The sequence below is a fragment of the Mesorhizobium shonense genome, from assembly GCF_040545255.1.
GTDB lineage: Bacteria > Pseudomonadota > Alphaproteobacteria > Rhizobiales > Rhizobiaceae > Mesorhizobium > Mesorhizobium shonense.
This window is the reverse complement of record NZ_JBEPLM010000004.1, coordinates 358952-385044: the sequence shown is the minus strand read 5'-3', so window position 1 is coordinate 385044 and position 26093 is coordinate 358952. Positions and strand designations below refer to the sequence as shown.

The 26093-nt window shown below is 65.3% G+C and carries 22 protein-coding genes; 5 read left to right on the top strand and 17 right to left on the bottom strand.

The window, feature by feature from the left end; all coding sequences use genetic code 11:
* Nucleotides 1-5: 5 nt before the first annotated feature.
* The 15 genes from ABID26_RS14130 to ABID26_RS14060 all read right to left on the bottom strand — a co-directional run bounded on the left by ABID26_RS14130 (nt 6) and on the right by ABID26_RS14060 (nt 16802).
* On the bottom strand, nt 6-1145 hold the full coding sequence (locus tag ABID26_RS14130; protein ID WP_354415877.1) for an aminotransferase class V-fold PLP-dependent enzyme: 1140 nt from the start codon (nt 1143-1145) through the stop codon (nt 6-8).
* A gap of 395 nt (nt 1146-1540) precedes the next feature.
* Complete coding sequence (locus tag ABID26_RS14125) at nt 1541-2269, bottom strand: GntR family transcriptional regulator (protein WP_292345201.1); 729 nt, start codon at nt 2267-2269, stop codon at nt 1541-1543.
* Between the two features lie 387 nt (nt 2270-2656).
* A complete protein-coding gene (locus ABID26_RS14120; RefSeq protein ID WP_354415876.1) occupies nt 2657-3052 on the bottom strand; it encodes a RidA family protein in 396 nt (131 codons plus the stop codon).
* Between the two features lie 43 nt (nt 3053-3095).
* Nucleotides 3096-4244, bottom strand: coding sequence for an acyl-CoA dehydrogenase family protein (locus ABID26_RS14115; RefSeq protein ID WP_354415875.1), 1149 nt, complete (start codon nt 4242-4244; stop codon nt 3096-3098).
* Nucleotides 4245-4475: 231 nt separating this feature from the next.
* Nucleotides 4476-5288, bottom strand: coding sequence for an enoyl-CoA hydratase family protein (locus ABID26_RS14110; protein WP_354415874.1), 813 nt, complete (start codon nt 5286-5288; stop codon nt 4476-4478).
* Nucleotides 5285-5749, bottom strand: coding sequence for a MarR family winged helix-turn-helix transcriptional regulator (locus ABID26_RS14105; RefSeq protein ID WP_354415873.1), 465 nt, complete (start codon nt 5747-5749; stop codon nt 5285-5287). The genes ABID26_RS14110 and ABID26_RS14105 overlap by 4 nt, the downstream gene beginning before the upstream one ends.
* Nucleotides 5743-6501, bottom strand: coding sequence for an SDR family NAD(P)-dependent oxidoreductase (locus ABID26_RS14100; protein ID WP_126096403.1), 759 nt, complete (start codon nt 6499-6501; stop codon nt 5743-5745). The genes ABID26_RS14105 and ABID26_RS14100 overlap by 7 nt, the downstream gene beginning before the upstream one ends.
* 211 nt (nt 6502-6712) lie before the next feature.
* Nucleotides 6713-9007, bottom strand: coding sequence for a bifunctional salicylyl-CoA 5-hydroxylase/oxidoreductase (locus ABID26_RS14095; protein ID WP_354415872.1), 2295 nt, complete (start codon nt 9005-9007; stop codon nt 6713-6715).
* A 137-nt stretch (nt 9008-9144) separates the two neighbouring features.
* Entirely contained in the window at nt 9145-9744 is a 600-nt protein-coding gene (locus ABID26_RS14090) for a VOC family protein (protein WP_126096401.1), read from the bottom strand.
* 79 nt (nt 9745-9823) lie between these two features.
* Entirely contained in the window at nt 9824-10648 is an 825-nt protein-coding gene (locus ABID26_RS14085; protein ID WP_126096400.1) for an ATP-binding cassette domain-containing protein, read from the bottom strand.
* A complete protein-coding gene (locus ABID26_RS14080; protein WP_126096399.1) occupies nt 10641-11519 on the bottom strand; it encodes an ABC transporter ATP-binding protein in 879 nt (292 codons plus the stop codon). The genes ABID26_RS14085 and ABID26_RS14080 overlap by 8 nt, the downstream gene beginning before the upstream one ends.
* Nucleotides 11516-12364: an ABC transporter permease gene (locus ABID26_RS14075; protein ID WP_292367609.1), complete on the bottom strand. Its 849-nt coding sequence runs from the start codon at nt 12362-12364 to the stop codon at nt 11516-11518. Before ABID26_RS14075 ends, ABID26_RS14080 begins: the two co-directional genes overlap by 4 nt.
* Nucleotides 12357-13364, bottom strand: coding sequence for an ABC transporter permease (locus ABID26_RS14070; RefSeq protein ID WP_354415871.1), 1008 nt, complete (start codon nt 13362-13364; stop codon nt 12357-12359). Before ABID26_RS14070 ends, ABID26_RS14075 begins: the two co-directional genes overlap by 8 nt.
* Before the next feature lie 219 nt (nt 13365-13583).
* Nucleotides 13584-15110 (bottom strand): ABC transporter substrate-binding protein, encoded by a 1527-nt coding sequence (locus tag ABID26_RS14065; RefSeq protein ID WP_354415870.1) that lies wholly within the window; start codon nt 15108-15110, stop codon nt 13584-13586.
* Between the two features lie 117 nt (nt 15111-15227).
* Nucleotides 15228-16802 (bottom strand): phytoene desaturase family protein, encoded by a 1575-nt coding sequence (locus tag ABID26_RS14060; RefSeq protein ID WP_292367602.1) that lies wholly within the window; start codon nt 16800-16802, stop codon nt 15228-15230.
* Between the two features lie 118 nt (nt 16803-16920).
* Here ABID26_RS14060 and ABID26_RS14055 point away from each other — a divergent pair, with 118 nt between their 5' ends.
* From ABID26_RS14055 to ABID26_RS14035, 5 genes are all read left to right on the top strand, one after another.
* The gene (locus ABID26_RS14055; RefSeq protein ID WP_126096394.1) at nt 16921-17712 is read left to right on the top strand and encodes a cyclase family protein; all 792 of its coding nucleotides are present in this window, start codon (nt 16921-16923) and stop codon (nt 17710-17712) included.
* 306 nt (nt 17713-18018) lie between these two features.
* Nucleotides 18019-19590: a phytoene desaturase family protein gene (locus ABID26_RS14050; protein WP_292339731.1), complete on the top strand. Its 1572-nt coding sequence runs from the start codon at nt 18019-18021 to the stop codon at nt 19588-19590.
* Entirely contained in the window at nt 19590-20072 is a 483-nt protein-coding gene (locus ABID26_RS14045; RefSeq protein WP_126096391.1) for a MarR family winged helix-turn-helix transcriptional regulator, read from the top strand. The genes ABID26_RS14050 and ABID26_RS14045 overlap by 1 nt, the downstream gene beginning before the upstream one ends.
* Before the next feature lie 49 nt (nt 20073-20121).
* A complete protein-coding gene (locus ABID26_RS14040; RefSeq protein ID WP_354415869.1) occupies nt 20122-22275 on the top strand; it encodes an indolepyruvate ferredoxin oxidoreductase subunit alpha in 2154 nt (717 codons plus the stop codon).
* Nucleotides 22268-23851: an indolepyruvate oxidoreductase subunit beta family protein gene (locus ABID26_RS14035; RefSeq protein ID WP_292303669.1), complete on the top strand. Its 1584-nt coding sequence runs from the start codon at nt 22268-22270 to the stop codon at nt 23849-23851. The genes ABID26_RS14040 and ABID26_RS14035 overlap by 8 nt, the downstream gene beginning before the upstream one ends.
* Nucleotides 23852-23937: 86 nt before the next feature.
* Here the strand turns inward: ABID26_RS14035 and ABID26_RS14030 are convergent, their stop codons facing one another.
* Together ABID26_RS14030 and ABID26_RS14025 are read right to left on the bottom strand one after the other, a co-directional pair.
* A complete protein-coding gene (locus ABID26_RS14030; protein WP_126096388.1) occupies nt 23938-24384 on the bottom strand; it encodes a pyridoxamine 5'-phosphate oxidase family protein in 447 nt (148 codons plus the stop codon).
* Between the two features lie 456 nt (nt 24385-24840).
* Entirely contained in the window at nt 24841-26079 is a 1239-nt protein-coding gene (locus tag ABID26_RS14025; protein ID WP_354415868.1) for a DUF1501 domain-containing protein, read from the bottom strand.
* Between the last annotated feature and the right edge of the window lie 14 nt (nt 26080-26093).

Sequence of the window (26093 nt, the reverse complement as noted above, 5' to 3'; positions counted from 1 at the left end):
TGCAATCAGGAGGCGCGGCGCTGCCGCGAACCGATATGCTCCCTGAGCTGCGCGATCAGCGCATCGACCGCAGCTTCCGTGGTGACCATGCCCGGCGACAGCCGCAGCGTGGTGGCGCGCGCATCGCAATAAAGCCGCTCCTTGCGCAGCGAAGCGATGATCTTCGCCGGCTCGGCGCCTTGCGGCAGGCCGAGCATCACGCTGCCGCCGCGCTCTTTCGCGTCGAGGGGCGAACGGACCACCCAGCCATTATCCTGTGCGGCGCCGATGATGCGTTCGACCAGCGTGGCATTCTGCGCGCGGATCGTGTCGATGCCGCTCTGTTCCACCCACTCCAGCCCGGGCAGCGAGGCGACGCTGGCCAGGATCGCCGGCGTGCCGTGGTCGAAGCGCCGCGCATCGTCAGCGTAGGTGAAGGCATCTAGATCCCAGGAGAACGGGTTCGGCTGGCTGAACCAGCCGCGCAACTCCGGCTGGCATGTCGCCAGCAGATCCGGTGCGACCTGCAGGATGCCTGCGCCGGACGACCCGCACAGCCATTTGAGCGAGGTCGAGACGACGAAATCGACCGGCGTCGCGGCAACCGAAAACGGCGCTACGCCGATACCCTGGGTGATGTCGACGCCGACGATGCTGCCCATGGCGCCGCCATGTGCGGCGAGCCGCTCGACATTGCAGCGGTGCGAGGCCGTCGAGGTGACGAAGGTGATGAGCGCCAGCCCGACATCCGATTGCCAGCGGGCGATGAAATCGTCGTCGCGCACCCAGCTCTCGCCGGGCCTGAGCGGCACGGTGTCGAGTGTGAAGCCGAAACGCGCGGCGAGCCCCGCGAGCAGGAAATGCAGGCTCGGAAAACAGTCGCCGGCAACCAGCAGCCGCTTTCCCACCAAGCGCTCGGCCGGCAGCCCGCCAATCAGGCTGTAGAGCGCGGTGGTGACATTCTCGGCGGTGGTGAGCGTGCCCTGCGGCGCCTCGATCAGGCGTGTCCAGCCATCGATGAAGCGCTGCCGCGCCGCAAGCGCGGCGGGCCACTGACCGTCGTCCTCCGCCGACCAGATGTTGGAGAAATTCGTCAGCGCGGCGGCCATCCGCTCGGCTTTGCCGGGGAAAGTGCCGATCGAATGATAGAGAAAATAGCCGGACATTTTTGCAGTCTCGCTCCCTGTGATCATGTGATCACAAAACCGGATAGGGATCAATCGGCAGCAGGGAAGAAATGCGGATGGCGACCAAGAAGTGCGCGATATCTTTGGTCCACGAGCCGCCGCTAGAGCGCTGTGGAGATGGCCGAAGCGCCTGTCGGTTCGTCATCCACGGGCGAAGCAAGGAGCGAAGCGACGCGGCGCAGACCCGAGGATCCATTCCGTGACCTTGAGGCGCCGCCGCGCAGCAGAATTCCGCACCGCTGCAACGCTCATATGTAACGGAATGGATCCTTGGGTCTACGCGGTACGCTTCGCCCAAGGATGACGACGGAATAGGCGTTCCGGCCAATCGCCAAAGCATGGGACCTGCCAACGCAAACGTAGAGAATTAGGTGTCAGGGCGCCCTGCCGAAGGCGGCGAAATCGACCGGCCGGGGTTCCGGCACGTCGGGGCAGATCGTGCGCAGGGTTTGTTGCGTCGCCGTGATGTCTGCCACCACCTCGTCGCGGGCGCGCACGAAATCCTTGTCCTTCAGCGCTGCGATGATCTCGGCATGGCGCCCCGAGGGCTCCATCGTCCCGGCGCGCATCAGCGGCGCGACATGGTTGGACAAGAGCCGCATGTAAGGGCCGAAGCGCAGCCACAGCGTCTCGATGAGCTGGAACAGCACGTCGGAGCCGGAGGCGCGATAGATGGTAAAGTGGAACTGCTGGTTCTTGGCGATCAGCTCGTAGATGCTGCCGTCGCGGCCGATCGCCTGCTGGTCGTCAGTGACCCTCTGCAGCGAGGCGATCTCGGCCGCGGTCAGGCGCGGCGCGCCGAGCTCGGCCGCCAGCCCTTCGACCGCGAGGCGGGCTCGGCAGAGGTCGTCGAGCCGCGCCCGAGTCACCACCGGGACGCAGGCGGAACCGTTCGGCGAGATTTCCAGCGCATTCTCCGCCGCCAGCCGTCGCAGCGCCTCGCGCACCGGCATGTTCGACGTGCCGAAAGCCTCGGCCAGCGAGGCGATGGTCAGCACTTGCCCGGGATCGAAGCTGCCGACCATCAAGGCATGGCGAAGCTGCTGGTAGACGCCATCCTGGACGGTGATGCGTCCCGATACCGGTTCGAACCCCAGAGCCACGCTTTTGCTTTCCTCCGACAAAGCCTATGTGCGAAGACACACAAGCGGCCCGCCGAAGCAGGCGTGATCATCTGATCACAAATTGTGGCGGGAGCCAAGCGGTTGCGAGAGTCGCCGGTCTGACCAGCGTCGGCGCCGCCCCTCATCCGCCTGCCGGCACCTTCTCCCCGTATAGTGACGGGGAGAAGGGGCTGGCCGCAACGCTGGCTCCCTTCTTGCGACGCTTGAGATTGGCGAAACCGGTGATGACAGCGCCCCTCTCCCCGTCACTATACGGGGAGAGGATGCCGGCAGGCAGGTGAGGGGCAGCGCCGGCATCGAAAATTTGCCGCCTAAGCTGAGCGCATTCGAATCCCTTGCGATGGGACCAAAGCTCCGCAGCTCACCTCACTCCGGAATGACCGCCATGGCCTGGATCTCGACCTTGGCGCGGTTCTCGACCAGTGCCACCACCTGCATGGCGGCCATCGCCGGAAAGTGCCGGCCGATCACCGCGCGGTAGGCCTCGCCGATCCCCTTGAGGTTGGCGAGATACTCGGCCTTGTCGGTGAAATACCAGGTCATCGAGGTGATGTGCTGCGGTTCGCCGCCGGCTTCGGCGAGCACCGTGACGACATTGGCGAGCGTCTGCCGCACCTGGCCGACGAAGTCGTCGGTCTCGAACTTGCATTCGGCGTTCCAGCCGACCTGGCCGCCGACGAACACCAGTCGCCCTCGCGCGGCCACGCCATTGGCGTAGCCGACCGGTTTGGCCCAGCCTTCCGGCTGCAGGATGGTGTGCATGTCTAGCTCCCCCTAGTTCGAATACGGTTCGCAAGGCATGATCTCATGCCGCCCCCATGACCTGCCTGGCGATCACCACCTTCTGCACATCCGAGGCTCCCTCGTAGATGCGCAGCGCCCGGATCTCGCGATAGAGGCTCTCGACGATGTTGCCCTTGCGCACGCCGTCGCCGCCATGCAGCTGCACGGCCTTGTCGATCACTTCCTGTGCACGGTCGGTGGCGAAGAGCTTCGCCATCGCCGCCTCGCGCGTCACCCGCGCGGCCCCCATGTCCTTGGTCCAGGCGGCGCGATAGATGAGGAGCGCCGCGGCGTCGACATCGAGCGCCATGTCGGCGATGTGGCCCTGCACCATCTGCAGCTCCGCCATCGGCGCGCCGAACAGTTTTCGCTCGGCCACCCGCTTGACGCTTTCATCCAGCGCGCGCCGCGCGAAACCGAGTGCCGCGGCGCCCACCGTCGAGCGGAAGACGTCGAGCACCGACATGGCGATGCGGAAACCGTCGCCGGGCTTGCCGATCAGGGCGGAAGCCGGAACGCGGACATTGTCGAAGGAAAGCCGCGCCAGCGGATGCGGAGCGATCACCTCCAGCCGCTCGGCAACGCCAAGACCCTTGGCGTCGGCGGGCACGATGAAAGCCGAAATACCCCTGGCGCCAGGCGCCTCGCCGGTGCGGGCGAAGACGACATAGAGGTCGGCGATGCCGCCATTGGATATCCAGGTTTTTTCGCCGGAGAGCACGTAGTCGTCGCCGTCACGGACCGCCGTCATCTCCATATTGGCGACGTCCGATCCCGAGCGTGGTTCCGAGAGCGCAAATGCGGAAATCGCCTGACCGGTCCGCGTCTTTTCCAGCCAGCGCTGCTGGTCCGGCGTGCCGAACAGCGAGATCGCGCCGGTGCCCAGCCCCTGCATGGCGAAGGCGAAGTCGGCGAGCCCGTCATGGCGCGCCAGCGTCTCGCGCGTAACGCACAAAGTACGCACATCGAGCGGCCCCGGCTTGTCCGGGTCGAGCGCCGTCGGCTTCAGCCAGCCGTCACGGCCGAGCTTCGCCACCAGATCGCGGCAGGCGGTGTCGACATCGTGGTGATCGACGGGGAGGTTTTTCGCGCACCAGGCGTCGAGTTGCTCGGCCAGTTGGCGATGGCGGTCTTCGAAGAACGGCCAGTCGAGGAAGGAGCGGTCAGGCATTTGCGCCCCCGCTGTGCTTCGAACGTTGCGCTCTACGGCGCCCCCCTCTATCCTGCCGGACATCTCCCCCTCTAGGGGGGAGATTGGCAGCTCCGCCGCCGGCACTTTTCCTGCGACGCTGGAGATTGGCGAAAGCGGACGCGACATCCAATCTCCCCCCTTGAGGGGGAGATGTCCGGCAGGACAGAGGGGGGTGCTGCCGCGCCAACGTCTCTAACAACCCGTCCATCCTCAATTCCCCTCGAACACCGGCTTTTCTTTCGCCACGAACGCCTTGTACGCCCGCTCGAAATCGCCGGTTTGCATGCAGATCGCCTGCGCCTGCGCTTCGGCCTCGATCGCCTGGTCGAGGCCCATCGACCATTCCTGATTGAGCTGCGTCTTGGTGATGCCGTGCGCGAAGGTCGGCCCGGAGACGATGCGCGCCGCCATGTCGAGCGCGTCGGCCTCGAGCGCCGCCGCATCGACCAGGCGGTTGTAAAAACCCCAGCGCTCGCCTTCGGCGGCGCTCATCGTGCGGCCGGTGTAAAGCAGCTCGGCGGCGCGGCCCTGGCCGATGATGCGCGGCAGGATCGCGCAGGCGCCCATGTCGCAGCCGGCAAGCCCGACGCGGGTGAACAGGAACGCCGTCTTTGCCTGCGGCGTCGCGATGCGGATGTCGGAGGCCATGGCGATGATGGCGCCGGCGCCGACCGCAACCCCGTCGACCGCCGAAATGATCGGCTTGCCGCAATTGAGCATCGCCTTGACGAAGTCGCCGGTCATGCGCGTGAAGGCAAGCAGCGCCTTCACGTCCATCTTGACCAGCGGCCCGATGATGTCGTGGACATCGCCGCCCGAGCAGAAATTGCCGCCATTGGGCAGGAACACCACGGCGTCGACATCCTCGGCATAGACGAGATCGCGAAACGTGTCGCGAAGCTCGCCATAGCTGTCGAAGGTCAGCGGGTTCTTGCGTTCGGGACGGTCGAGCCGGACCCTGGCGATCCTGCCTTCCACCTGCCATAGGAAGTGCTTCGGCTTGAGGTTGGCCATCTTGCTCATTCGCGTCCTTCCCAATTGCTGCGGAACGATTTCAGCATGCCGGTCAGCCGGCGCGCCTCGTCCTCGCTGACAGTGCCGAGCAGTTCGCCAACCCAGCTCTCATGCGCGGCGGCGATTGCCGCGAAGGACTTCGAGCCTTGCTCGGTCAGCCGCACCATCGAGGTGCGGCGGTCGCCGTTGCGGCGCGCCCGCGTCACAAGGCCTTCCGAAACCAGCCGGTCGACGATGCCCGTCACATTGCCGTTCGACACCAAAAGGAAGCGAGACAAGTCGCTCATCAGCATGCCTTCCGGCGAGCGATAGAGCGCCGCCATCACGTCGAAGCGCGGCAGCGTGGTGTCGAACTCCTTCTTCAGCCGCTCGCGTAGCTCGGCCTCGATGGTGCGCGAGGCGCGCAGCAGGCGTATCCACAGGCGCAGCCTGTCCTTGCCCGGTCCGGCGGATGTCGGTCCCGCTACCATGTCTCGCCTCCCGAGACCGAGATCGCCTGTCCGGTGATCGATCGCGCGGCGTCGCTGCACAGCCAGAGCACCGCCGCCGCAATTTCCTCCGGTTGGATGAAACGCCCTTGCGGGTTGATCGCTGAAAGGCTCGCGCGGGCGTCATCGGCGGAACGCCCGGTCTTCTCGACGATGCGCCGGACGGATTCTTCCAGCATGTCGGTCTCCACGAAACCCGGGCAGACTGCGTTCACCGTCACGCCTGACTTGGCGGTCTCGGCGGCTAAAGCCCGCATCAGCCCGACGACGCCGTGCTTGGCCGCGACGTAAGGCGCGACATAGGCGTAGCCTTTCAGGCCGGCGGTCGAGGCGACGAAGACGATGCGCCCCTGCTTGCGCGCCAGCATGCCTGCCAGCGCCGGCTTCACCGTCAGGAACGCGCCGGTCAGGTTGACGTCGAGTGTCCGCCGCCAGTCGACCAGCGCGGTCTTGTGCGCCGGCGCGCTGCCGGCCATGCCGGCATTGGCGACGACGATATCGAACGGTCCGCGCGCCGCCTCGGCCTTCTCGTAGAGGGTCGCCATCTCTGCCTCATCGGTGACATCGGCGGCGATGGCGAAGATGCGGTCGTTTTCCTTCGCGACCTCGGCAAGGGCAGCCTCGCGCCGCCCGCAGATGGTGACGGTAACGCCGGCTTCCGCCAGCACCAGCGCAATGGCTTTGCCGACACCGGAACCGCCGCCGGTGACCAGCGCATGTCGACCGGCGATCATGAGTCCATCCTCGAACGCAGACGCTGCCCCTCACCCTTACCCTCTCCCCGTGAAGAACGGGGAGAGGGGGTCACCAGCGCTGGAGCGCGTCCCTTCTCCCCGTCCTTCACGGGGAGAAGGTGCCGGTCCACCCTCCGCAGCTGCAGCGCAGCTGCTGCGGAGGACGGGCAGGCGGATGAGGGGCAGCGCCGACGTGAAAACATAAAAGCGCTCATACCTTCAGCCCCGCCGCCGCTTCGCGTTCGGCCAGACGATAGATCTGGTCGCGCCCGCGCAGATAGGGATCCGGCCATTTGACGCCGCGGTCGCCGAGGGTCACCGCCGCGTGCAGCGTCCAGTAGGGATCGGTGAGATGCGGCCTGGCCAGCGCCACCAGATCGGCGCGCCCGGCCATCAGGATCGAGTTGGCATGGTCTGGCTCATAGATGTTGCCGACCGCCATCGTCGCCATGCCGACCTCATTGCGGATGCGGTCGGAGAACGGCGTCTGGAACATGCGGCCATAGACCGGCTTGGCGGCGATGGTGGTCTGGCCGGCCGAGACGTCGCAGAGGTCGACGCCGGCCTCATGCAGCAGCCTGGCGATCTCGACCGCGTCGGCGGGCGTCACGCCTTCGATGCCCACCCAGTCATTGGCCGAGATGCGCACCGAGATCGGCTTCTCGGCCGGCCACACTGCGCGCACGGCATGGAATATCTCCAGCGGATAGCGCATGCGGTTCTCCAGCGAGCCGCCATAGTCGTCGGTGCGCCTGTTGGTCAGCGGCGTGATGAAGGCGGAAAGCAGATAGCCGTGCGCGGCATGGATCTCCAGCATGTCGAAGCCGCAGCGCTCGGCCATTTCTGCCGACGCGACGAACTGGTCGCGAACAACGTCCATGTCGGCGCGGTCCATCGCCTTCGGCACCTGGTTTTGCGGCGACCACGGCACGGCCGACGGCGCCATCACCGGCCAGTTGCCGGAGGAGAGCGGCTCGTCCGTTCCTTCCCAGCCGAGGCGGGTCGACCCCTTGGCGCCGGAATGGCCGATCTGGGCGCAGATTTTCGCTTCGGTCTCGGCATGGACGAAATCGACCAGGCGCTTCCAGGCGACCTCATGTTCGGGCTTGTAGAAGCCGGGGCATCCGGGCGTGATGCGGCCTTCGGGGCTGACGCAGGTCATCTCGATATAGAGGAGCCCCGCGCCGCCCTTGGCGCGTTCTGCATAGTGGGCGAAATGCCAGTCGGTCGGGCAGCCGTCGACCGCCTTGTACTGCGCCATCGGCGAGACGACGATGCGGTTGTTGAGCGTCATGTCGCGCAACTTGAAGGGCGCGAACATCGGCGCGCGGCGCAGCATATTGCCGCCCGCGCCGGCCTTGCGCTGGAACCATTCCTCGGCGCCCGTCAGCCATTCGGCGTCGCGCAGCCGAAGGTTCTCGTGGCTGATGCGCTGCGAGCGGGTAAGCAGCGAATAGTTGAACTGCACCGGATCTAACCCGAGATATCGTTCGACTTCCTCGAACCATTCGAGCGAATTGCGTGCCGCCGACTGCAGCTTGAGCACCTCGGTGCGCCGCGCATCCTCGTATTTGCGGAAGGCGGCCTCTAGGTCGGGCTCGGACTCGACATAGTCGGCGAGCGCCACCGCGCTTTCCAGCGCGAGCTTGGTGCCGGAGCCGATCGAGAAATGCGCCGAAGCCGCGGCATCGCCCATCAGCGCCAGGTTCTTGTACGACCAGCGCTCGCACAGCACGCGCGGGAAGTTGATCCAGGCCGAACCTCGAATGTGATTGGCGTTGGTCATCAGCGGATGGCCGCCGAGATGCTTTTTGAAGATGCGCTCGCAGACCGCGATCGATTCCTGCTGCGTCATTTGCCCGAAGCCGAAGGCAGCCCAAGTCTGCTCGCTGCATTCGACGATGAACGTCGCGGTCTCGCTGTCGAACTGGTAGGCATGCGCCCACACCCAGCCATGCTCCGTCTTCTCGAAGATGAAGGTGAAGGCGTCGTCGAATTTCTGCGTGGTGCCGAGCCAGACGAACTTGCATTTGCGGGTGTCGATGTCGGGCTTGAAGACATCGGCGAAGGCCGCGCGCGACTTCGAGTTCAGCCCGTCGGACGCAACCACCAAATCATGCGTTTCCATGAAGGGCTTGGGGTCCGAGATATCGGTCTCGAATATCATCTTGATGCCGAGCTCGCGCGCCCGCCGCTGTAAAAGGATCAGGAGCCGCTTGCGGCCGATGCCGCAGAAGCCATGGCCGGAGGACACCGTGCGCACGCCGTCATGGATGACAGCGATGTCGTCCCAATAGGCAAAATGCTTCTTGATCCAGACGGCGCTGACCGGGTCGTTCCTGGTCAGGTTCTCCAGCGTTTCGGCCGACAGCACCACGCCCCAGCCGAACGTGTCGTCCGGGCGGTTGCGCTCGTAGACCGTCACCTCATGCGCGGCATCGCGCAGCTTCAGCGAGATGGCAAAGTAGAGTCCGGCCGGTCCGCCGCCGAGAACCGCAACCTTCATGTCTTGCGATCTCCTCTTCGCATCCGGAACCGCCGGCAAGGCCGATGGTTCCGGATGTCAGTATCGCGCCAGCGGGCAATTATTTCAAGCTTGAAGTTTTATAATTGAACAATCGCCAGCGCGCACCGCGGCTCAGCTCACTTGGCAGGATCCTTCGGGCTCCACAGCACCGTCTCGGCGCCCTTCTCATAGGCCATGCCGTCGGGATAGCTGATTGCTTCGAGCTGCAGGCCCCAAGGCGCCTGGAAATAGAGGATGGTCTGGCCGGCGGCCGGGCCTTCCTTGACCGGCAGCGGGCCCAGTCTGGTCTTGACGCCCTTGGCCTCGAGATAGGCCTTGGCCGCAGCGACATCGTCGACATAGAAGGCGATGTGATAGCCGCCGATGTCGCTGTTCTTGGGTGTCGCGTCCTTCTGGTCGGGCGCGGTGTATTTGAACAGTTCGATGTTCGATCCATAGCCGCAGCGGATTTGGGTGATCTCCTCGATGACCGCCTTGGGATCGACGCCGAGCAAGTCCTGCATGAAGGTGCCCTTGTCGTCGGCGAACGGGCCGAACGACATCGCCTTCTTGCAGCCGACGACATTGGTGAAGAAATCGACGGCCTGCTTCATGTCGGGCACGGTAACGCCGGTATGGTCGTGCCCGCGCATGCCGGGGATCGAGTCGGCCGAGGCCGCTCCCATTGAGCCGAACAAAGTGGCTGCGAAGATCGCCGCCTGGATTGCGTATTTCATGTCACCCTCCATTGGCGGGCTGACTTGTCATCGCGCATGTCCGGGCCCGCTGGTCGGCATGCGGATATCGAAACTCACTTCATGCCGGCGCCTTGGGCCGCAACCAGTCCGCGTCGATCTCGGGCAGCGGAATGGCGGCGAGCAGGTCGCGCGTGTAGGCCTCCTTCGGGTTGTCGAACAGCGCGTCGGTGGCGCTCGCCTCGACGATCCTGCCCTCGCGCATGACGATGACCTGCCGGCAGAGCCGCCGGATCACCGACAGGTCGTGGCTGATGAAGGCGACTGTCAGCCCCATCTCGGCCGCGAGCTTTTCCAGCAGCGTCAGGATCTGCGCCTGCGTCGAGACGTCGAGGCCGGAGACGATCTCGTCGGCCAGCACGAATTTCGGCGACAGCGCCAGTGCCCGTGCGATGCCGACACGCTGGCGTTGCCCGCCGGACAGCTCGTGTCGGTAGCGGCTGGCGAAATTCTGCGGCAGGCCGACGCGCTGCAAGGCTTCCGTCACGCGTTCCTTGAGCCTGTCGCCAAGTCCGTTCTGCCTGAGCGGCGCGGCGATGATGTTGAAGATCGTATGGCGCGGATTGAGCGACGACATCGGATCCTGGAAGATCATCTGCAGGTCGCGGCGCAGCGGTCTGAGCTCGGCTTCCGAAAGATGGCTGATGTCGCGACCCTCGAAGTTGATCGAGCCGGCGCTCGGCTCGATCAGCCTGACCAGCGCGCGGCCGAGCGTCGACTTGCCCGAGCCGGATTCGCCGACGATGCCGGTCACCGATCCCTTAGGCAGGTCGAAATCCAATCCCTTGAGGATTTCGGCCAGCGGCGCGCGGCCGACCAGCGGCTTGCGCGTCATGTCGGGCAGCGCCACTTTCAGCCCGCGCACGGAAAACAACGGCTCAGCCATGGGCCGGCCTCCATGCCTTGTCGGCGGCGGCGATCTCAGCCGTGAGCCCGGCGAGCACGGTCTCGTCCACCGGCCTCAGCGATGCGTATGGATCGGTGTAGCGCGGCGTGGCTAGCATCAGCGCCCGCGTGTAGGGATGCTGCGGTAATGCGAAGAGCGCCGCGGTCTCGGCTTCCTCGACCACCTTGCCGGCATAAAGCACCGACACTTTTTGGCTGATCTTGGCGACGACGCCGAGATCGTGGGTGACGAACAGGATCGCCGTGCCGTGGTCGCGCTGCAATTGCGCGATCAGCCGCAGGATCTGCTTCTGCACGGTCACGTCCAGCGCCGTCGTCGGCTCATCCGCAATGATCAGCCGTGGCTCCGCCGCGAACGCCGCCGCGATCAGCACGCGCTGCCGCATGCCTCCGGAAAGCTCGTGCGGATAGCTTTTCAGCACACGCTCGGGATCGCGGATCTGCACCTCGTCGAGCAGTTGGCGGATGCGTTGACCGGCCCTCTCGCCGCTCCAGCCGAGAATGCGCACCAAGCGGTCGGTCGTCTGCGGGCCGATGCGGCGCGATGGGTTGAGCGCGGTGAGCGGGTCCTGCGGGATCAGCGCCGTGCGCGCGCCGATCAATGTTCGCCGCGCCTTTGCGTCGAGGCGGCCGAGATCCTCGCCCTCGATCAGCATCTCGCCTTCGACGATGCGCACGCTTTTCGGCAAAACGCCGAGCACCGCCTTGCCGATCATCGTCTTGCCGGCGCCGCTCTCGCCGACCAGCGCGCGGACCTCGCCCGGCTGTACGGCAAGCGAGACCGAGCGCAGCACACGCTGGCCGTTGGGCAGCACGGCGCTCAAGCAGCGGATTTCGAGGCACGCGCTCATCGCAGCACCGGATCGAAGCGCGTCTTCAACCCTTCGCCGAACTGGCTGAAGGAGAGCACGGTGAGGATCAGCGTGACCAGCGGAAACACCAGCACCCACCAGGCCTGGTGGATCGACAGCCGGCCCTCGGCGATGATGCCGCCCCAGGTCGGGTCGTCGGTCGAGATCGACAGATTGACGAAGGAGAGGATCGCCTCGACGATGACGGCAATGCCCATCTCGAGCGACAGCAGCGCCACGACGGAAGGCAGCACGTTGGGCAGCACTTCGCGCAGCATGATGCCGGTGCGGCCATAGCCGGCGATGCGCGCGCTTTCGACATAATCCATGCGCGCCTGGCTCATTGCCTCGGCGCGGATCACCCGGCAGAAGCGCGTCCAGTCTATGACGGCGATCGCGATGATGACCGAACTCAGGCCCGTTCCCAGCACGGCGACCAAAAGGATCGCGAACAGCACCGGCGGGAACGCCATCCAGACATCGACGATGCGCGAGACGATGCGATCGGCCCAGCCGCCGAAATAGCCGGCGATCAACCCGAGGGTAGTGCCGATGAGGCACGCGGATATCGCTGCAGCGAAGGCGACGATGAAGGCGATGCGGCCGCCGAAGATCAGCCGCGACAACAGATCCCGGCCGAGGCTGTCGGTGCCCAGCCAGTAGCCGGGCTCGGCGCCGTCCAGCCAGAAGGGCGGCAGGCGCTCCAGCATCAGGTCCTGCGCCAGCGGGTCCTGCGGCGCGATCAGCGGTGCGAAGATCGCCGCGGCGAGCGCGACGAGCAGCCAGCCGCCGGCCAGCCACAGCCGCGGGCTAAGGCCACGTCGTGAGCTGCGGGCCTCATCCATGGCGCAGCCTCGGATTGAGCACCGCATACATCATGTCGACGGCAAGGTTGATCAGCACGAAAAGCAGCGCGAAGACCAGAACGATGCCCTGGATCAGCGGCAGGTCGCGATTGATGACGGCGTCGATCGCCATGTTGCCGAGCCCTTCATAGGAGAACAGCCGCTCGACGATGACGGTGCCGCCGATCAGGAAGGTGAACTGCACGCCGACCAGCGTCAGTGTCGGCAGCGCCGCGTTCTTCAACGCCTCGCGCAGGATCACTTGCGTCTCGGAAAAGCCCTTCACCCGCGCGAGCACGACATAGTCGAGGTCGAGCACTTCCTTCAGCGACTGTTTCAGGAGCTGCGCGATGATCGCCGCCAACGGCAGCGCCAAGGCCACGGCCGGCATCAGCATGTGCTTGAGCAGATCCCAGGTCAGGTCGAAGCGCAGCCGAAGCAAGCTCTCGACGAGGTAGAACTGGCTGACGAAGGGCAGGTCGAGCTGCGGCGACACACGACCGGAAATGTCGAACACGGGGACAAGCACGCCGAACAGCAGGATCAGCACCAGACCCCAGAGGAAATCGGGAATGGAGAGCGTCGCGCCGCTCGCGATGTCGATGCCGGCCTCGATCGCCGTGCCGCGCGAGCGCGCGCCGAAGATTGCCGCAGGCACCCCGATCGCAATCGCTATCAGCAGCGCGACGGTCGCCAATTCCAGCGTCGCCGGCAGCCGGTTGAAGACCAAACCGAGCACATCCTGGCGCAGCGAGATCGAGGTGCCGAAATCGCCGTGCAGCACGCCGGCGAGCCAGATGAAGAACTGCTGCACGAGTGTCTTGTCCAGCCCGTAGAGCGCGCGCAGCCGCGCGATGTCGGCATCGCCGGCGCCGGGCGGCAGCATCATGGCGATCGGATCGCCGGGCGCCACGCGAATGACGACGAAGACGACGACGGCCACGCCGAACAGCGTGACCAGCATCGTCACCAGACGAACGAGGAATCTCTGCAGCAGCATGCGTGGCTGGCCTAGCGTATTTCAATCACCCGTTAAGCGAGGCGCCCCCTCATCCGGCCCTTCGGGCCACCTTCTCCCCGAGGGGAGAAGAGGTCGCAGACGGCTGAGCCTGTCTCTTCTCCCCACCGGGGAGAAGGTGGCCGCGAAGCGGCCGGATGAGGGGGCCTGCGACGTTAGAGAAGGTGCGCGCTTTGTGTCGGCGCACCCCTCAGCCAATCATCAGGCCGGGGTCATCAGCGCCGGCAGCAAGGCGCCGGACACGTGCTGCACGACATTGACCTTCTTCGAGTGAACGATCGGCTGCGCGTACTGCATCAGCGGCAGCACATAGGCCTGCTCGGCGATGTATTTGTCGACAGCCTTCCAGCCGGCGATGCGCTTGGCCTCGTCCTTCTCGCCCCACAGCGGGTTGATCATGTCGACCAGCTCCTTGCTGTCCCACACCGAATGCGGGCTCGGGCCGTACATGGCAAAGCCGGTCGAGGTGGTCGGATCGCCGATCGCGTTGCCCCAATTGTAGAAGGCAGCCGGCGCCAGCTTGTCGGCGGCGCGCAATTCGTAATGCTTGGCGATCTCGTAGACCTCGATATTCGCCTCTATGCCGACCTTGCGCCACATGCCGACGATCGCCTGGATCATCTCATAGTCCTTGGGCTTGAAGCCCTTGGTCGTCTGTATCGTGAACTTGACTGGTTTCTTGGGCGAATAGCCGGAAGCGGCAAGCAGCTCCTTGGCCTTTTCCGGATTGTGCTCGACCTTGATCGACGGATCGAAGGCCGTGTATTCCGGCGTCTCCAGCGTCGCGATCGGCTGGCCGTAGCCGCGCAGCAGCCGCTTGACCAAGAGCTCCTTGTCCACCGCCATCACGGCTGCCTGACGGACATTCTTGTCCAGCATCGCCTCGATGTCGTTGAAGAAGATCATGCCGATGTCGGAAACATTCTTGATCGAGCCCGCGAGCCCGTCCTTGGCGATCAGCCGGTCATATTCCTCATAGGGGATTTCGAGCGTCACCTGCGAGGAGCCGGATTCGATCTCGGCGACGCGGCTTGCCGCGTCGGTGACGAATTTGATCGTCACATTCTCGAAGGCCGGCTTGGTGCCCCAGTAATTCGGGTTGGCCTTGAGCCGCAGGAAAGCGTTGCGCTCGAACTTGTCGACCATATAGGGGCCGGTGCCGATCGGCGCCTTCTCGAAGCCGTCAGGCCCGACCTTCTCGTAATAGGCCTTCGGCATGATGTAGCCGGTCAGGAACGACATCCACTTGAAGTAGACCGGGTCGAACTGCACGACGTCGCCGGTGATCTTGTTGCCGTCGATCTTGAAGTTGGCGACGTTCTTCCAGACGAACTGGATCGGATTGCCGGTCTTCTCGTCGCCCGCCCGCTGCAGCGACCAGACCACGTCCTCGGCGGTGAAGGGCGAGCCGTCATGCCATTTCACCCCGTCGCGCACGGTCATCGTCACCTTGGTGCGGTCATCGTTCCAGCCCCATTCGGTGAGCAGGCCGGGCGTGAAGGAGAGGTCCGGCTTCTGCGGGATGAACTGGTCGAACACCGACTGGTAGAGGCCCTGGATGGTCGGATTGACAGCCGAGGGCCCGGTCGTCGGATCCCAGGAGGGCAGGTTGACGTTGTAGGCGATGGTGAGCTCGTCCGCCGCCTTCGCCGTTCTCGGCAGACCGAGCGTTGCCGCGCCAAGCGCTGCGGCGCCATATCCGAGCAAATCGCGTCTGTTGATGGTCATGGTCGTTCCCCTTGTTGGTTGTCCCATTTTTGGCTGTCATTGTCCGCGCGGCGTATTTCAGTCGGTAGTTCAGGTTTGGTGGGCAACCGCGCCGTGTCCATCCTGGAATTCTTCGGCTCAACGTCCTCCCAGTTGCTGCGCGAGCATGAAGCCCGATCCGGCACCCGTGCCGGCGCCGGGCCATGTCGCGGCGCCGGTGAGGTAGAGGTTAGAGACCGGCGTGTTCCAGCGCGCGAAGGAACGCGCCGGACGGAAGAGGAAATTCTGCGCCAGGTGGTGGCTGCCGCAGATCTGGTCGCCGCCGACGAGGTTCGGATTCTCGCGCTCGAGATCGATCGGCGAGAAGATCGCGCGGCCCAGAATCTTGCTGCGCAGGCCCGGCGCGTGGCTTTCGATGATGTCGAGCACGCGCTCGGCATAGGCGTCCTTGATCGCATCCCAGGGACCGGGCGCGATCTTGCCCGCGGCGTCGCCAACGATCTCCGCAGGCAGCATGCGCACCTGCACCCACAGCACATGCTTGCCTTCGGGCGCTCGCGACGGGTCGACGGCCGTCGGCTGGCCGACGACCAGCACTGGCTGGTCGGGCAGCAGCCCGGCGATCGCCTGCTGATAGGTGCGCGACATGGCGTCGAGCGAGGGCGCGAGATGCACATAGGCGAACCGGCGAAGATCGGCGCCGGCGCTCCAGTCCGGCAAATCGTCAAGCGCCAGGTGGATCATCATCGTACCCGGCGCATGGCGGAATTTCTTCATCGCGGCGTCGAAACCGGCGTCGCCGGAGCCGTCAGGCAGCAGCTTGTCCGGAAGCGCCTTCGGCGCGACGCCGGCAATGACGGCCTTGCTGGCGACATGAGTTTCGCCGGATGCCAGACGCACGCCGGTCGCCCGGCCACCGGCAACCATTATCTCCGACACTTCCGCGCCGGTCGTGATCTTGCCGCCGGCCGTTTTGACCATGCCGGCGAGCGCGCGGATGATGGTGTCGGCGCCGCCCTTGCCGAGCACCATGCCGAAACTCTGGTTGGCCAACGATTCCAGATAAGGGAAGACGGCGCCGCCGGCGATGTCGGGCGCGAAGTCGAGATGCATGCCCCAGGCGGCGAGCGTGGTCCTGACATGCGGCGTCTCGAAATTTTCCTCCAGCCACGCGCGAGGTGACGAGAGCAACAGCCGCCCGGTATCGAGCGCGCCGGCAATGCCCTTCTTGCGCCACAGGTTCCAGGCCGTGCCGGCCAGCGCCCGTGCGCTCATCGGCGAACCCAGCAGGCGAAATAGGTGCTCGGCCTCACCCGGGAAGGCGCCGACCAGCCGGCGCCATGTGGCGGCATCGGCGGTGGAGAAGGCGGCCAGCCGAGACGCGGTCCTTTCGAGATCGTTGCTGACGCCGAACCATTTGCCATCCGGGAAGGCGCTGGCGAAACAGTCGGCGACCGGCGCGAATTCCAGCCCGTGGCTTTTCAATTCATTTGCATATTTCCGATGGAAGGCCGAGCCGGCGAACAGGCTCAGATTCATCGCGCCGAAATCGTGCCGGAAGCCGGGAAGCGTGTATTCTGCGGTCCGGACCGCGCCGCCGATCGTCTGGGCGCGTTCGAAAATCGCTATTTTCCAGCCTTTGAGCGCCAGATGCGCGGCGCAGGCCAGACTGTTGTGGCCCGCTCCGACAAAGATGGCGTCGAACTCGCTCACGCCCTGCCCCAAAATGCTTTATGCTTAAAGATAATTGCAGATGCATATGTTTTCGTCTAGTAGGATATTAAGGGCCGCAACGAGCCTTGATCGTCACGAACAAGAGGGAACGAAGACAATGGATACGCAAAAACTCCTAGGCGAGGTCGCCGGCCAGCTGCTTTCGGGCGCCATCAAGGTGGTCGACCTGACGGCGCCGCTTGGGCCCAACACGCCGCTGATCAAGCTGCCGCCGGAACTCGCCGTCGACACGCCGAAGATCGAGATCCACGCCATTTCCAAGTTTGACAAGAACGGTCCGTGGTGGGCCTGGAACTGGCTGAAGCTCGGCGAGCATTCGGGCACGCACTTCGACGCGCCGCAGCACTGGATCACCGGCAAGGACTATCCGGACGGCGCCACCGACACCATTCCGGCGCAGAATTTCGTCGGCCCGGTCAATGTCATCGATTGCTCCAAGGAAGCTGCCGCCGATCACGATTTTCTGCTCACCGTCGACCACATCAAGGCCTGGGAAGCCAAGCACGGCGCGATCAATCCCGGCGAGTGGGTGGTGATGCGCACCGATTGGTACAAGCGCAACGGCTCGGAAGCCGAGTTCCTCAACGCCAACGAGACCGGTCCGCATACACCGGGACCGACGGCCGAGGCCATCCAGTTCCTGATCAGCAAGGACATCAAGGGCTGGGGTTCAGAGACGATCGGCACCGACGCCGGCAAGGCCGGCGGCATGGAGCCGCCATTCCCGGCGCATACGCTGATGCACAAGGCCAACCGCTATGGGCTTGCCAGCCTCTGCAACCTCGACCAGCTGCCGCCGAAAGGCGCGATCCTGATCGCTGCCCCGCTTAAGATCGAGCACGGCACCGGCAGCCCGATCCGGGCGCTGGCGCTGGTGCCGGGCAAATAGGCGAGGCGGCGGTCTTCGGGAGAAGATCATGCTCGTGGGCGAAGGAGTGATGACGAAGTCGAGGCGGCCGTCCTGGAGCGTCAGCGCTCTACGGCGCCCCCCTCTGTCCTGCCGGACATCTCCCCCTCAAGGGGGGAGATTGGCAGCTTTGACGCCCCGCCCATTCTTACGGCGTTGGCGATTGGCGAAATCCATCGTGACGTCCGATCTCCCCCCTAGAGGGGGAGATGTCCGGCAGGACAGAGGGGGGCGCGAAGGAACGCTGTCCAGCGTAATTGAATTTCACTTCACGACTGCGAGCGCACAATGACCGCCCCCGATCACATCATCGTCGGCAGCGGCATCAACGCGCTGGTCTGCGCGGCCATCCTCGGGGCCAAGGGCGCTAAGGTGCTCGTGCTCGAGCGCAACGACCGCATCGGCGGCTGCATGCGCACCGAGGAGATCACGGCGCCGGGCTTCGTCCATGACGTGATGGCGACGACCTTCGTGCTGTTCATCACCTCGCCGGCCTTTGCAGCACTTGGCAAGGACCTTGCGCGGCACGGGCTGGAGTTCTGCCACACCGCGACGCCCACCGGCGTGCTCAGGCCCGACGGCAGCCATGCCGTGCTCACCACCGACCGCGCCGCCAACATCGCGGCGCTGAACCGGATCGCCTCCGGCGACGGCGACCGCCACGGCGGCGATGTCGGGGGCATCGAACGCAATGCCGGGCTGCTGTTCGGCCTGCTGGGCGGCGCGCTCTGGTCCTATCCGACGACGAAGCTCATGGCCGGCGAGGCCTGGCGGCGCGGCCCGCGCAACCTTGCCGCCTTCCTCGGCGAGGCGCTGGTGCCCGCGCGCGGTTGGTTGGAGACCGCTTATAAGTCGGAAACTGTCCGCGCGCTGTGGGCCCCTTGGGTGCTGCATGCCGGGCTCGGGCCGGAAGACGCCTTTTCCGGCCAGATCGCCAAGGTCATCGCCTTCGCGCTGGAGGCGGCCGGCGCGCCGATCGTCAAGGGCGGCGCGAAGAACCTGCTCGCTGCCTTCGAAGCGCTGATCAAGGAGCGCGGCGGCGAAATCCGCGTCAACGCCGATGTCGCCTCGATCATTCAGAAGAGTGACCGCGCCGCTGGCGTCCGGCTCGCTTCCGGCGAGACGCTGACGGCGGCAAAGAGTGTCATCTGCTCGGTCACCCCGACGCAGCTTTACGGTCGCCTGCTCGGCGACGCGGCCCCGAAGCGCGACGTCGACGCGACGCGCGACTACCGCTATGGCAAGGGCAACTTCCAGATCCATTACGCGCTCAACAGGCCGCCGGCCTGGCGCGGCGAGGGGCTCGACAAGGTGGCGCTGCTGCATCTGACGCCAGGGCTCGACGGCGTATCGAAAGCCTGCAACGAGGCGGTGCGCGGCCTGCTGCCGGCGGTGCCGACCATCTGCGTCGGCCAGCCGCACGCGCTCGACCCGTCGCGCTGTCCGCAGGGCAAGGCGATCCTGTGGCTGCAACTGCCCGAGGCGCCGCGCGTTGTCAAAGGCGATGCGGCGGGCCAATTGGAAACACCGGCTGACGGACAATGGAGCGACGCATTGCGCGAAGCCTATGCCGACAGGATCGAGGCGATCCTTGCCAACCATATCGACGGCTTCCGGGACACGGTGATCGCGCGCCGCGCCTACTCGCCGGCCGATCTCGAAGCCATGAACATCAACCTTGTCGGCGGTGATCCCTATGGCGGCTCGTCGACCATCGACCAGTCCTTCCTGTGGCGGCCGTTCAAGGCAAGTCGCAACAACGAGACCGGCATCCAAGGCCTCTACCATATCGGCGCCTCGACCCATCCGGGCGCCGGTCTCGGCGGCGGCTCCGGCTTCCTTTTGGCAGGGAGGCTCTGATGGAACAGAAGCTTCCCGAAAAGCGCCAGCGCATCTCGACCCTCGGCCAGATCGGCCTGCAGCAATTCGCGCCTTATCTGATGAACCGCATCATGGGCCGCTACAACGCCACCTTGCGCGAGGATTTCCGCAAGCAGGGGCTGACCATTCCGCAGGTGCGCACGCTGGCCGTGCTCTCGGTCACCGATGGCGTCACCGTCAACGACCTGTCAGTCTACACGGTGATCGAGCAATCGACGCTGAGCCGCACGCTCGACACGCTGGAAGGCCAGGGGCTGGTGCGGCGCGAGCAGGGCGTCACCGACAGCCGCATCCGCCATGTGTTCCTGACCGACGACGGCCGCGCCCTTTTCACCCGCGCGTGGCCGGCCATGCACGACGCCTTCGAGGCCATGTTCGACGGCGTCGACGATGCCGAATATGCGGCGCTGATCGCTATACTGCAGAAGATGCTGAAGAACATCCGCAAGCACGACATTTGAGTTTGACGTACGCGCCGCCAGGTCACAGCGGCAACGGAAGGAGGCAGAGATGGCCGAACGGTCTTTTGCCAAGGAAGTCGAGAAGCTGAGGTTAGGGGCCGGCGAGGAATTCGCCGGCGAGGGCATCCTCGCCATCACCAAGGCGCTGCTGCAATGCGGCGTCGGCTATGTCGGCGGCTACCAGGGCGCGCCGATCAGCCACCTGATGGACGTGCTGGCCGACGCGCAGGATATTCTGGGCGAGCTCGGCGTGCATTTCGAGGCGAGCGCCTCGGAGGCGACCGCCACTGCCATGCTCGCGGCATCCGTGCATTACCCGATCCGCGGCGCTGCCACCTTCAAGTCGACGGTCGGCACCAATGTCGCTTCCGATGCGCTTGCCAACCTGGCCTCCGGCGGCGTCACCGGCGGGGCGCTGATCATCGTCGGCGAGGACTATGGCGAGGGCTCCTCGATCATGCAGGAGCGCAGCCATGCCTTCGCCATGAAGAGCCAGGTCTGGCTGCTCGATCCGCGCCCCAACCTGCCCTCGATCGTCAAGGCGGTCGAGGATGGCTTCGAGCTGTCGGAGGCCTCCAACACGCCGGTCATGCTGCAGGTGCGCATCCGCTGCTGCCACGTCCACGGCCGCTTCATCGCCAAGGACAACAAGCGCCCGCCAATGTCGGTCGCCGATGCGCTTGCCGCGCCGCGCCGCGACACCGGCCGCATCGTGCTGCCGCCGGCCTCCTTCCTGCATGAGAAGGAGAAGGTCGCCAAGCGTTGGCCGGCCGCCGTCGACTTTATTCGCGAGCGCAAGATCAACGAGATCTTCGGCTCCGATCACGGGTCGGTCGGCATCGTCATGCAGGGCGGCATGTACAACTCGATCATCCGCGCGCTGCAGCGGCTTGGCCTCGCCGACACCTATGGCGACACCGACGTGTCGCTTTATGTGCTGAACGCCGTCTACCCGCTGGTCGACGACGAGTTCCTCGCCTTCTGCGAAGGCAAGCAGGCGGTGCTGGTGGTTGAGGAAGGTCAGCCCAACTATATCGAGCAGGCTTTTGCCGCCATGCTGCACAAAGCCGGGCGCGGCACCAAGCTGGTCGGCAAGGAGCATCTGCCGATGGCCGGCGAATATACCGGTCAGGTCATGCTCGACGGCATCGGCTCCTTCCTGCATGCCTATGCCCCCCATCTCTTGCCGGGCGAGGTTCGCGCGCCGAACAAGCTGGGCGAGGGCGTCGATACCGCCGACCTCGTCAATGTCGTTCCCGGCCGCCCGCCCGGCTTCTGCGTCGGCTGCCCCGAGCGGCCCATCTTCGCCGCGACAAAACTGGTCGAGCAGGAGCTCGGCAAGCACCACATCGCTTCCGACATCGGCTGCCATCTGTTCTCGATCATGCCGCCCTTCGAGCTTGGCGCCACGACCATGGGCTATGGGCTGGGTCCAGCCTCGGCATCGGCGTTCAATTCGCCGGAAGCGAAGCGCCGCTCGATCTCCTTCGTCGGCGATGGCGGCTTCTGGCACAACGGCCTGACTTCCTCGATCGGCAACGCGGTGTTCAACAAGAATGACGGCGTCATCGTCATCGTCGACAATTTTTACTCCGCCGCGACCGGCGGGCAGGACATCCTGTCGTCGCGCGCCAACAACAAAACGAAGTCGACCAAACATCCGATCGATGAAGCCGTGAAGGGCATGGGCGTCAAATGGCTGCGCCACATCGACCGCACCTACGATGTCGGCAAGATGCAAGCGACGCTGCGCGAGGCGCTGACGACCGAGGAGAAGGGCCCGAAAGTCATCGTCGCCTCTTCCGAATGCATGCTCAACCGCCAGCGCCGCGAGAGGCCGGGGATCGACAAGGCGATCAAGGCCGGCGAGCGGGTGGTGAAGCCGAAATTCGGCGTCGACGAGGATATCTGCACCGGCGACCATGCCTGCATGCGGCTTTCCGGCTGCCCGTCGCTGTCGGTGAAGACGCTCGACGATCCGCTGCGCGACGATCCTGTCGCCTCGATCGACCAGAACTGCGTCGGCTGCGGCAATTGCGGCGAGGTGGCGGATGCGGCCGTGCTCTGCCCATCCTTCTACCGCGCCGATGTCGTCCACAATCCTGGCCGCTGGGATCGTTTCCTGGAAAGTGCGCGCCGCGCCGCAATCGGCCTTTTGCAGCGCCGCCGCGAGAGTCGCCGTTTGATGTTCGCCGATGCTTGACCACAGCGCCGCGCTGCGCCCGAAGGCGGGTCCCTCTGATGACGAGCGGGTGATAAAACTCGCCGTGCTCGCCGTCGGCGGCCAGGGCGGCGGCGTGCTCGCCGACTGGATCACCGACGTTGCCGAGCGCAACGGCTACATCGCGCAATCGACTTCGGTCGCCGGCGTCGCCCAGCGCACCGGCGCGACGATCTACTATATCGAGATGGCTCGCGACACCGGCCGGCTGCCGGTCTTCGCGCTGTCGCCCTCGCAGGGCGATGTCGACATATTGATCGCCGCGGAGCTGATGGAGGCCGGCCGCGCCATCATCCGCGGTTTCGTCACGCCCGAGCGCACGACGCTGATCGCGTCCTCGCACCGCATCGCCGCCGTCTCGGAAAAGATCGAGCCGGGCGACGGCCGTGCGTCGTCGGAGAAGGTGCACGCAACGGCTGAGGCGGCGGCAAAACGCTTCATTGCCTTCGACATGGAAAAGATCGCCGCCGAGAACGGCACGATGATCTCGGCGAGCCTGCTTGGCGCGCTGGCTGGTTCCGACACGCTGCCCTTCACTCGCGAAAGCTACGAGCAGGCGATCGGCGCCGGTGGTCGTGGCGTCAAGCCGAGCCTTGCCGCCTTCGGCGCCGCCTATGATCGGGCGCGCGGCATCGCGACCGCGCCGGTTGGCGAAAAAGCAGCCACGAAACCTGCCGCCTTCGAAACCAAGTCAACGGCGAACGTCAGCGGGCCGGAAACGCTGCTAAAGGGCTGGCAGGAGCTTGCCGCTCGCGTAGCGGCGCTGCCGGAACCGGTGCGCGATATGGCCGAACGCGGCCTGAAAAAGGTCGTCGACTTCCAGGACATCGCCTATGGCGGCGAATATCTCGACAGGATGGACAGGGCAGTCGCATTGGACAATGCGGAACATGGCTATGCGCTGTCGATCGCGGCGGCAAAGCATCTCGCCAATGCCATGTGCTATGACGACATGATCCGCGTCGCCGATCTGAAGACGCGCTCGACCCGCGACAAGCGCGTGCGCAAGGAGGTCGGCGCCAAGGAAGGCTCGGTCCTGCAGGTCACCGAATATTTCCATCCGCGCATCGAGGAATTCTGCGGCACGCTGCCGGCGGGGCTTGGCAGCTATATCGAGAGCCGGCCGAAACTCGCCGCCTTTCTCGACCGCCGCATCAATCGCGGCCGCCACATACGCACCGACGGTTTTTCCGGCTTCGCCATGCTCTGGTTCATCGGCGGTCTGCGCCGCTGGCGCCGCCGCCTGCTGCGCCACAGGATAGAGGTCGAGCATCTGGAGCGCTGGTACGAACTGGCGCTCGCCCACGCGCGCGAAAACTATGCGCTCGGGGTCGAGATTCTGAACTGTCGCCGGCTGATCAAGGGCTACAGCGATACCCACGCCCGCGCCCAGTCGAAATTCGACCGCGTGCTCTCGGCGCTTGCCATGCTCGAGGGCCGCGAAGACGCCGCCGACTGGATCCGCCGCCTGCGCGAAGCCGCGCTGAAGGACGAAAAGGGCGACATGCTCGACGGCGCGCTGAAGACCGTGGCGACGTTTGGCGATAGCCCGGCCTGATAAACCTTCGAGTGGAGTCGTTTGCCGGGGCGTTCGGATAGCTTGCTGATGACACGGGTGCACGCATCGAACGGGTGGAATAGAGCCTATTCGCTTGCTTCCCGACCCGAGACCTTTTCGACAAGGATCCGGAAAAAGACGTGCGGCAGGCTATCCGACGTCGGAGGAGTGACAGGCTTGAGCGCACCAGGCTCCCACCACTGCGCTTGCTTGCTCAACACCGCCCATGCGCGGTCGCGCTCAACCTTGTGGCCGACCCGGTCCGTCAGTTCCTCATAGCGGCCGTCGACGATCACGCTTCTCCACCCGCGCCCCTCGGTATGCTCTTCTACCTGGGTACTCACCAGGGGATTGGCCCGCATCCAGTCGATCTTCTTACCGACCAGGGAGAACGCATAGAGGTGACTGTCGGCGTAGGCGTAGTTGAAGGGCACGACATAGGGTTGTCCGTCCTTCGCGCATGCCAGATGGCCGGTTCGATTGGCCGCCAGCAATTTCGTGCATTCCAAAGTAGAGAGCGTGCGGATCATCATGGGCATGATCTCCCATCCGGCCTTCGGCCTGAACAATCTCCGTTCATCCAAACTTAGTGCGAGGCACATCATGGCTCATTGATATGGATCAATTTGTCATGGGCAAAGGCTTGCCATCTCACTGGCGCCCGCGCCCGGAAACGGCGCGAGCTTACTTCTGACTTCCTACACGAGGGATTCATGTCGATGGGCTTCCCGAAAACGGTCCTGATTGGCCGAAGCCCCTTAGCTTCGTCATCCACGGGCGGAGCGGGAGCGAAGCGGACGCGGAGACCCGAGGATCCATTCCGTTACCTTAATCGTAGAATCCAGCGGAGCAGAATTCTGCATCGTTGCAATGCCTCGACGTCACGGAATGGATCCTACGGTCTGCGCCGCGTCGCTTCGCTCCTTGCTCCGCCACAGGATGACGAATGACAGGCGCTGGCGCCTGTCGCTGATGGGCAAACGCAGAACTCACACCACCAAATCCCGCATCGGCTTGACCGCTGCCGAGTCCGGAAACACCTTGTCGCCGAGCACGCTGGGAGACAGCCCGAACTGGTCGGCAAGCAACCCCTTCAGCACCGCGCGCACATCGCTGGTCGGCGCGAGGTCTCGGCTTTCGTAAAGCTGGGTAGGCTTCAGCCCCGGCCAGTCGGCGATGACGCGGCCGCCCTTGATCGCGCCGCCGGCGAGCAGCACCACCGTACCGGTGCCGTGATCGGTGCCGACCGAGCCGTTGATGCGGGCGGTGCGGCCGAATTCGGTGATCGCGACGATCGCCGTATCCTTCCAGCGCTCGCCGAGCCCCTGCTCGAATTCCTCGAAGGCGCCGTCGAGGCCGCCGAGCAGATTGGCGAGACGTCCCGTGGCGCCGCCTTCGTTGACATGCGTGTCCCAGCCGTCGAAGGCAAGTGCTGCGATGCGCGGTCCGTCGTCGGCCGCCATCAGCTTCGCTGCGCCTTGCGCGGACTGCCGCATGCCGGCGGCATTGTCGAGGCCGCCTCTCGGCTTCATCGTCTTGCCATCGAGCTCGTCGCTCATCGCCATCCGGTCGGCGTCGAGACCCTTCTGTAGCGCCGCGGCCAGCGCTGGGTCGCGATGGTTGTAGAGGTCGAGCACGCGCTCGGCCAGCGCATCGCCCGGCGTCGGCAGCGCCTGCGGCGCCCAGCCGAGCACTGGCGCGGCGCCGCGGATCACCAGAGGCGTCGATGGCCCGACCGCCAGCCCGCCGGCCTTCGCCACATGGTCGCCGGTCGGCAAGCTGGTCAGCGCCCGGTTGAGCCAGCCGGTGGCGGAATTGCCGGGACCGGGCAAGCCGCTTTCCAGCACGTCCTGGCCGTCGAAATGCGAGCGGTCGCGATAGCCGGTCGCGGCCGCGTGCACCACCGCCGCCTGGCCTGCCTTGAACAGGCGCGCAAACACCGGCATCGCTGGATTGACCGCGAAGAAACCGTCGAGCGGCAGCGCAGGATTGGCGCCTGAGAGCGAGAGCGCGATGTCGCCATGCAGGCCGGCATAGTCGGGATCGCCGACCGGACCGACAGTCGATAGCCCATCCAGCGCGCCGCGCAGCACGATCACGATCAGGCGCGGATCGCGATTGTCTGCGGCGCGCGCGAAGCGCGGCAGATACGCCCAGGCAAACAGCGCGCCGCCGGTCATCAGCACGGCGCGGCGTGTCGGGTTGGGGGTTTCGCAAAGAAGGCTCATGGCGATTTCTCCAT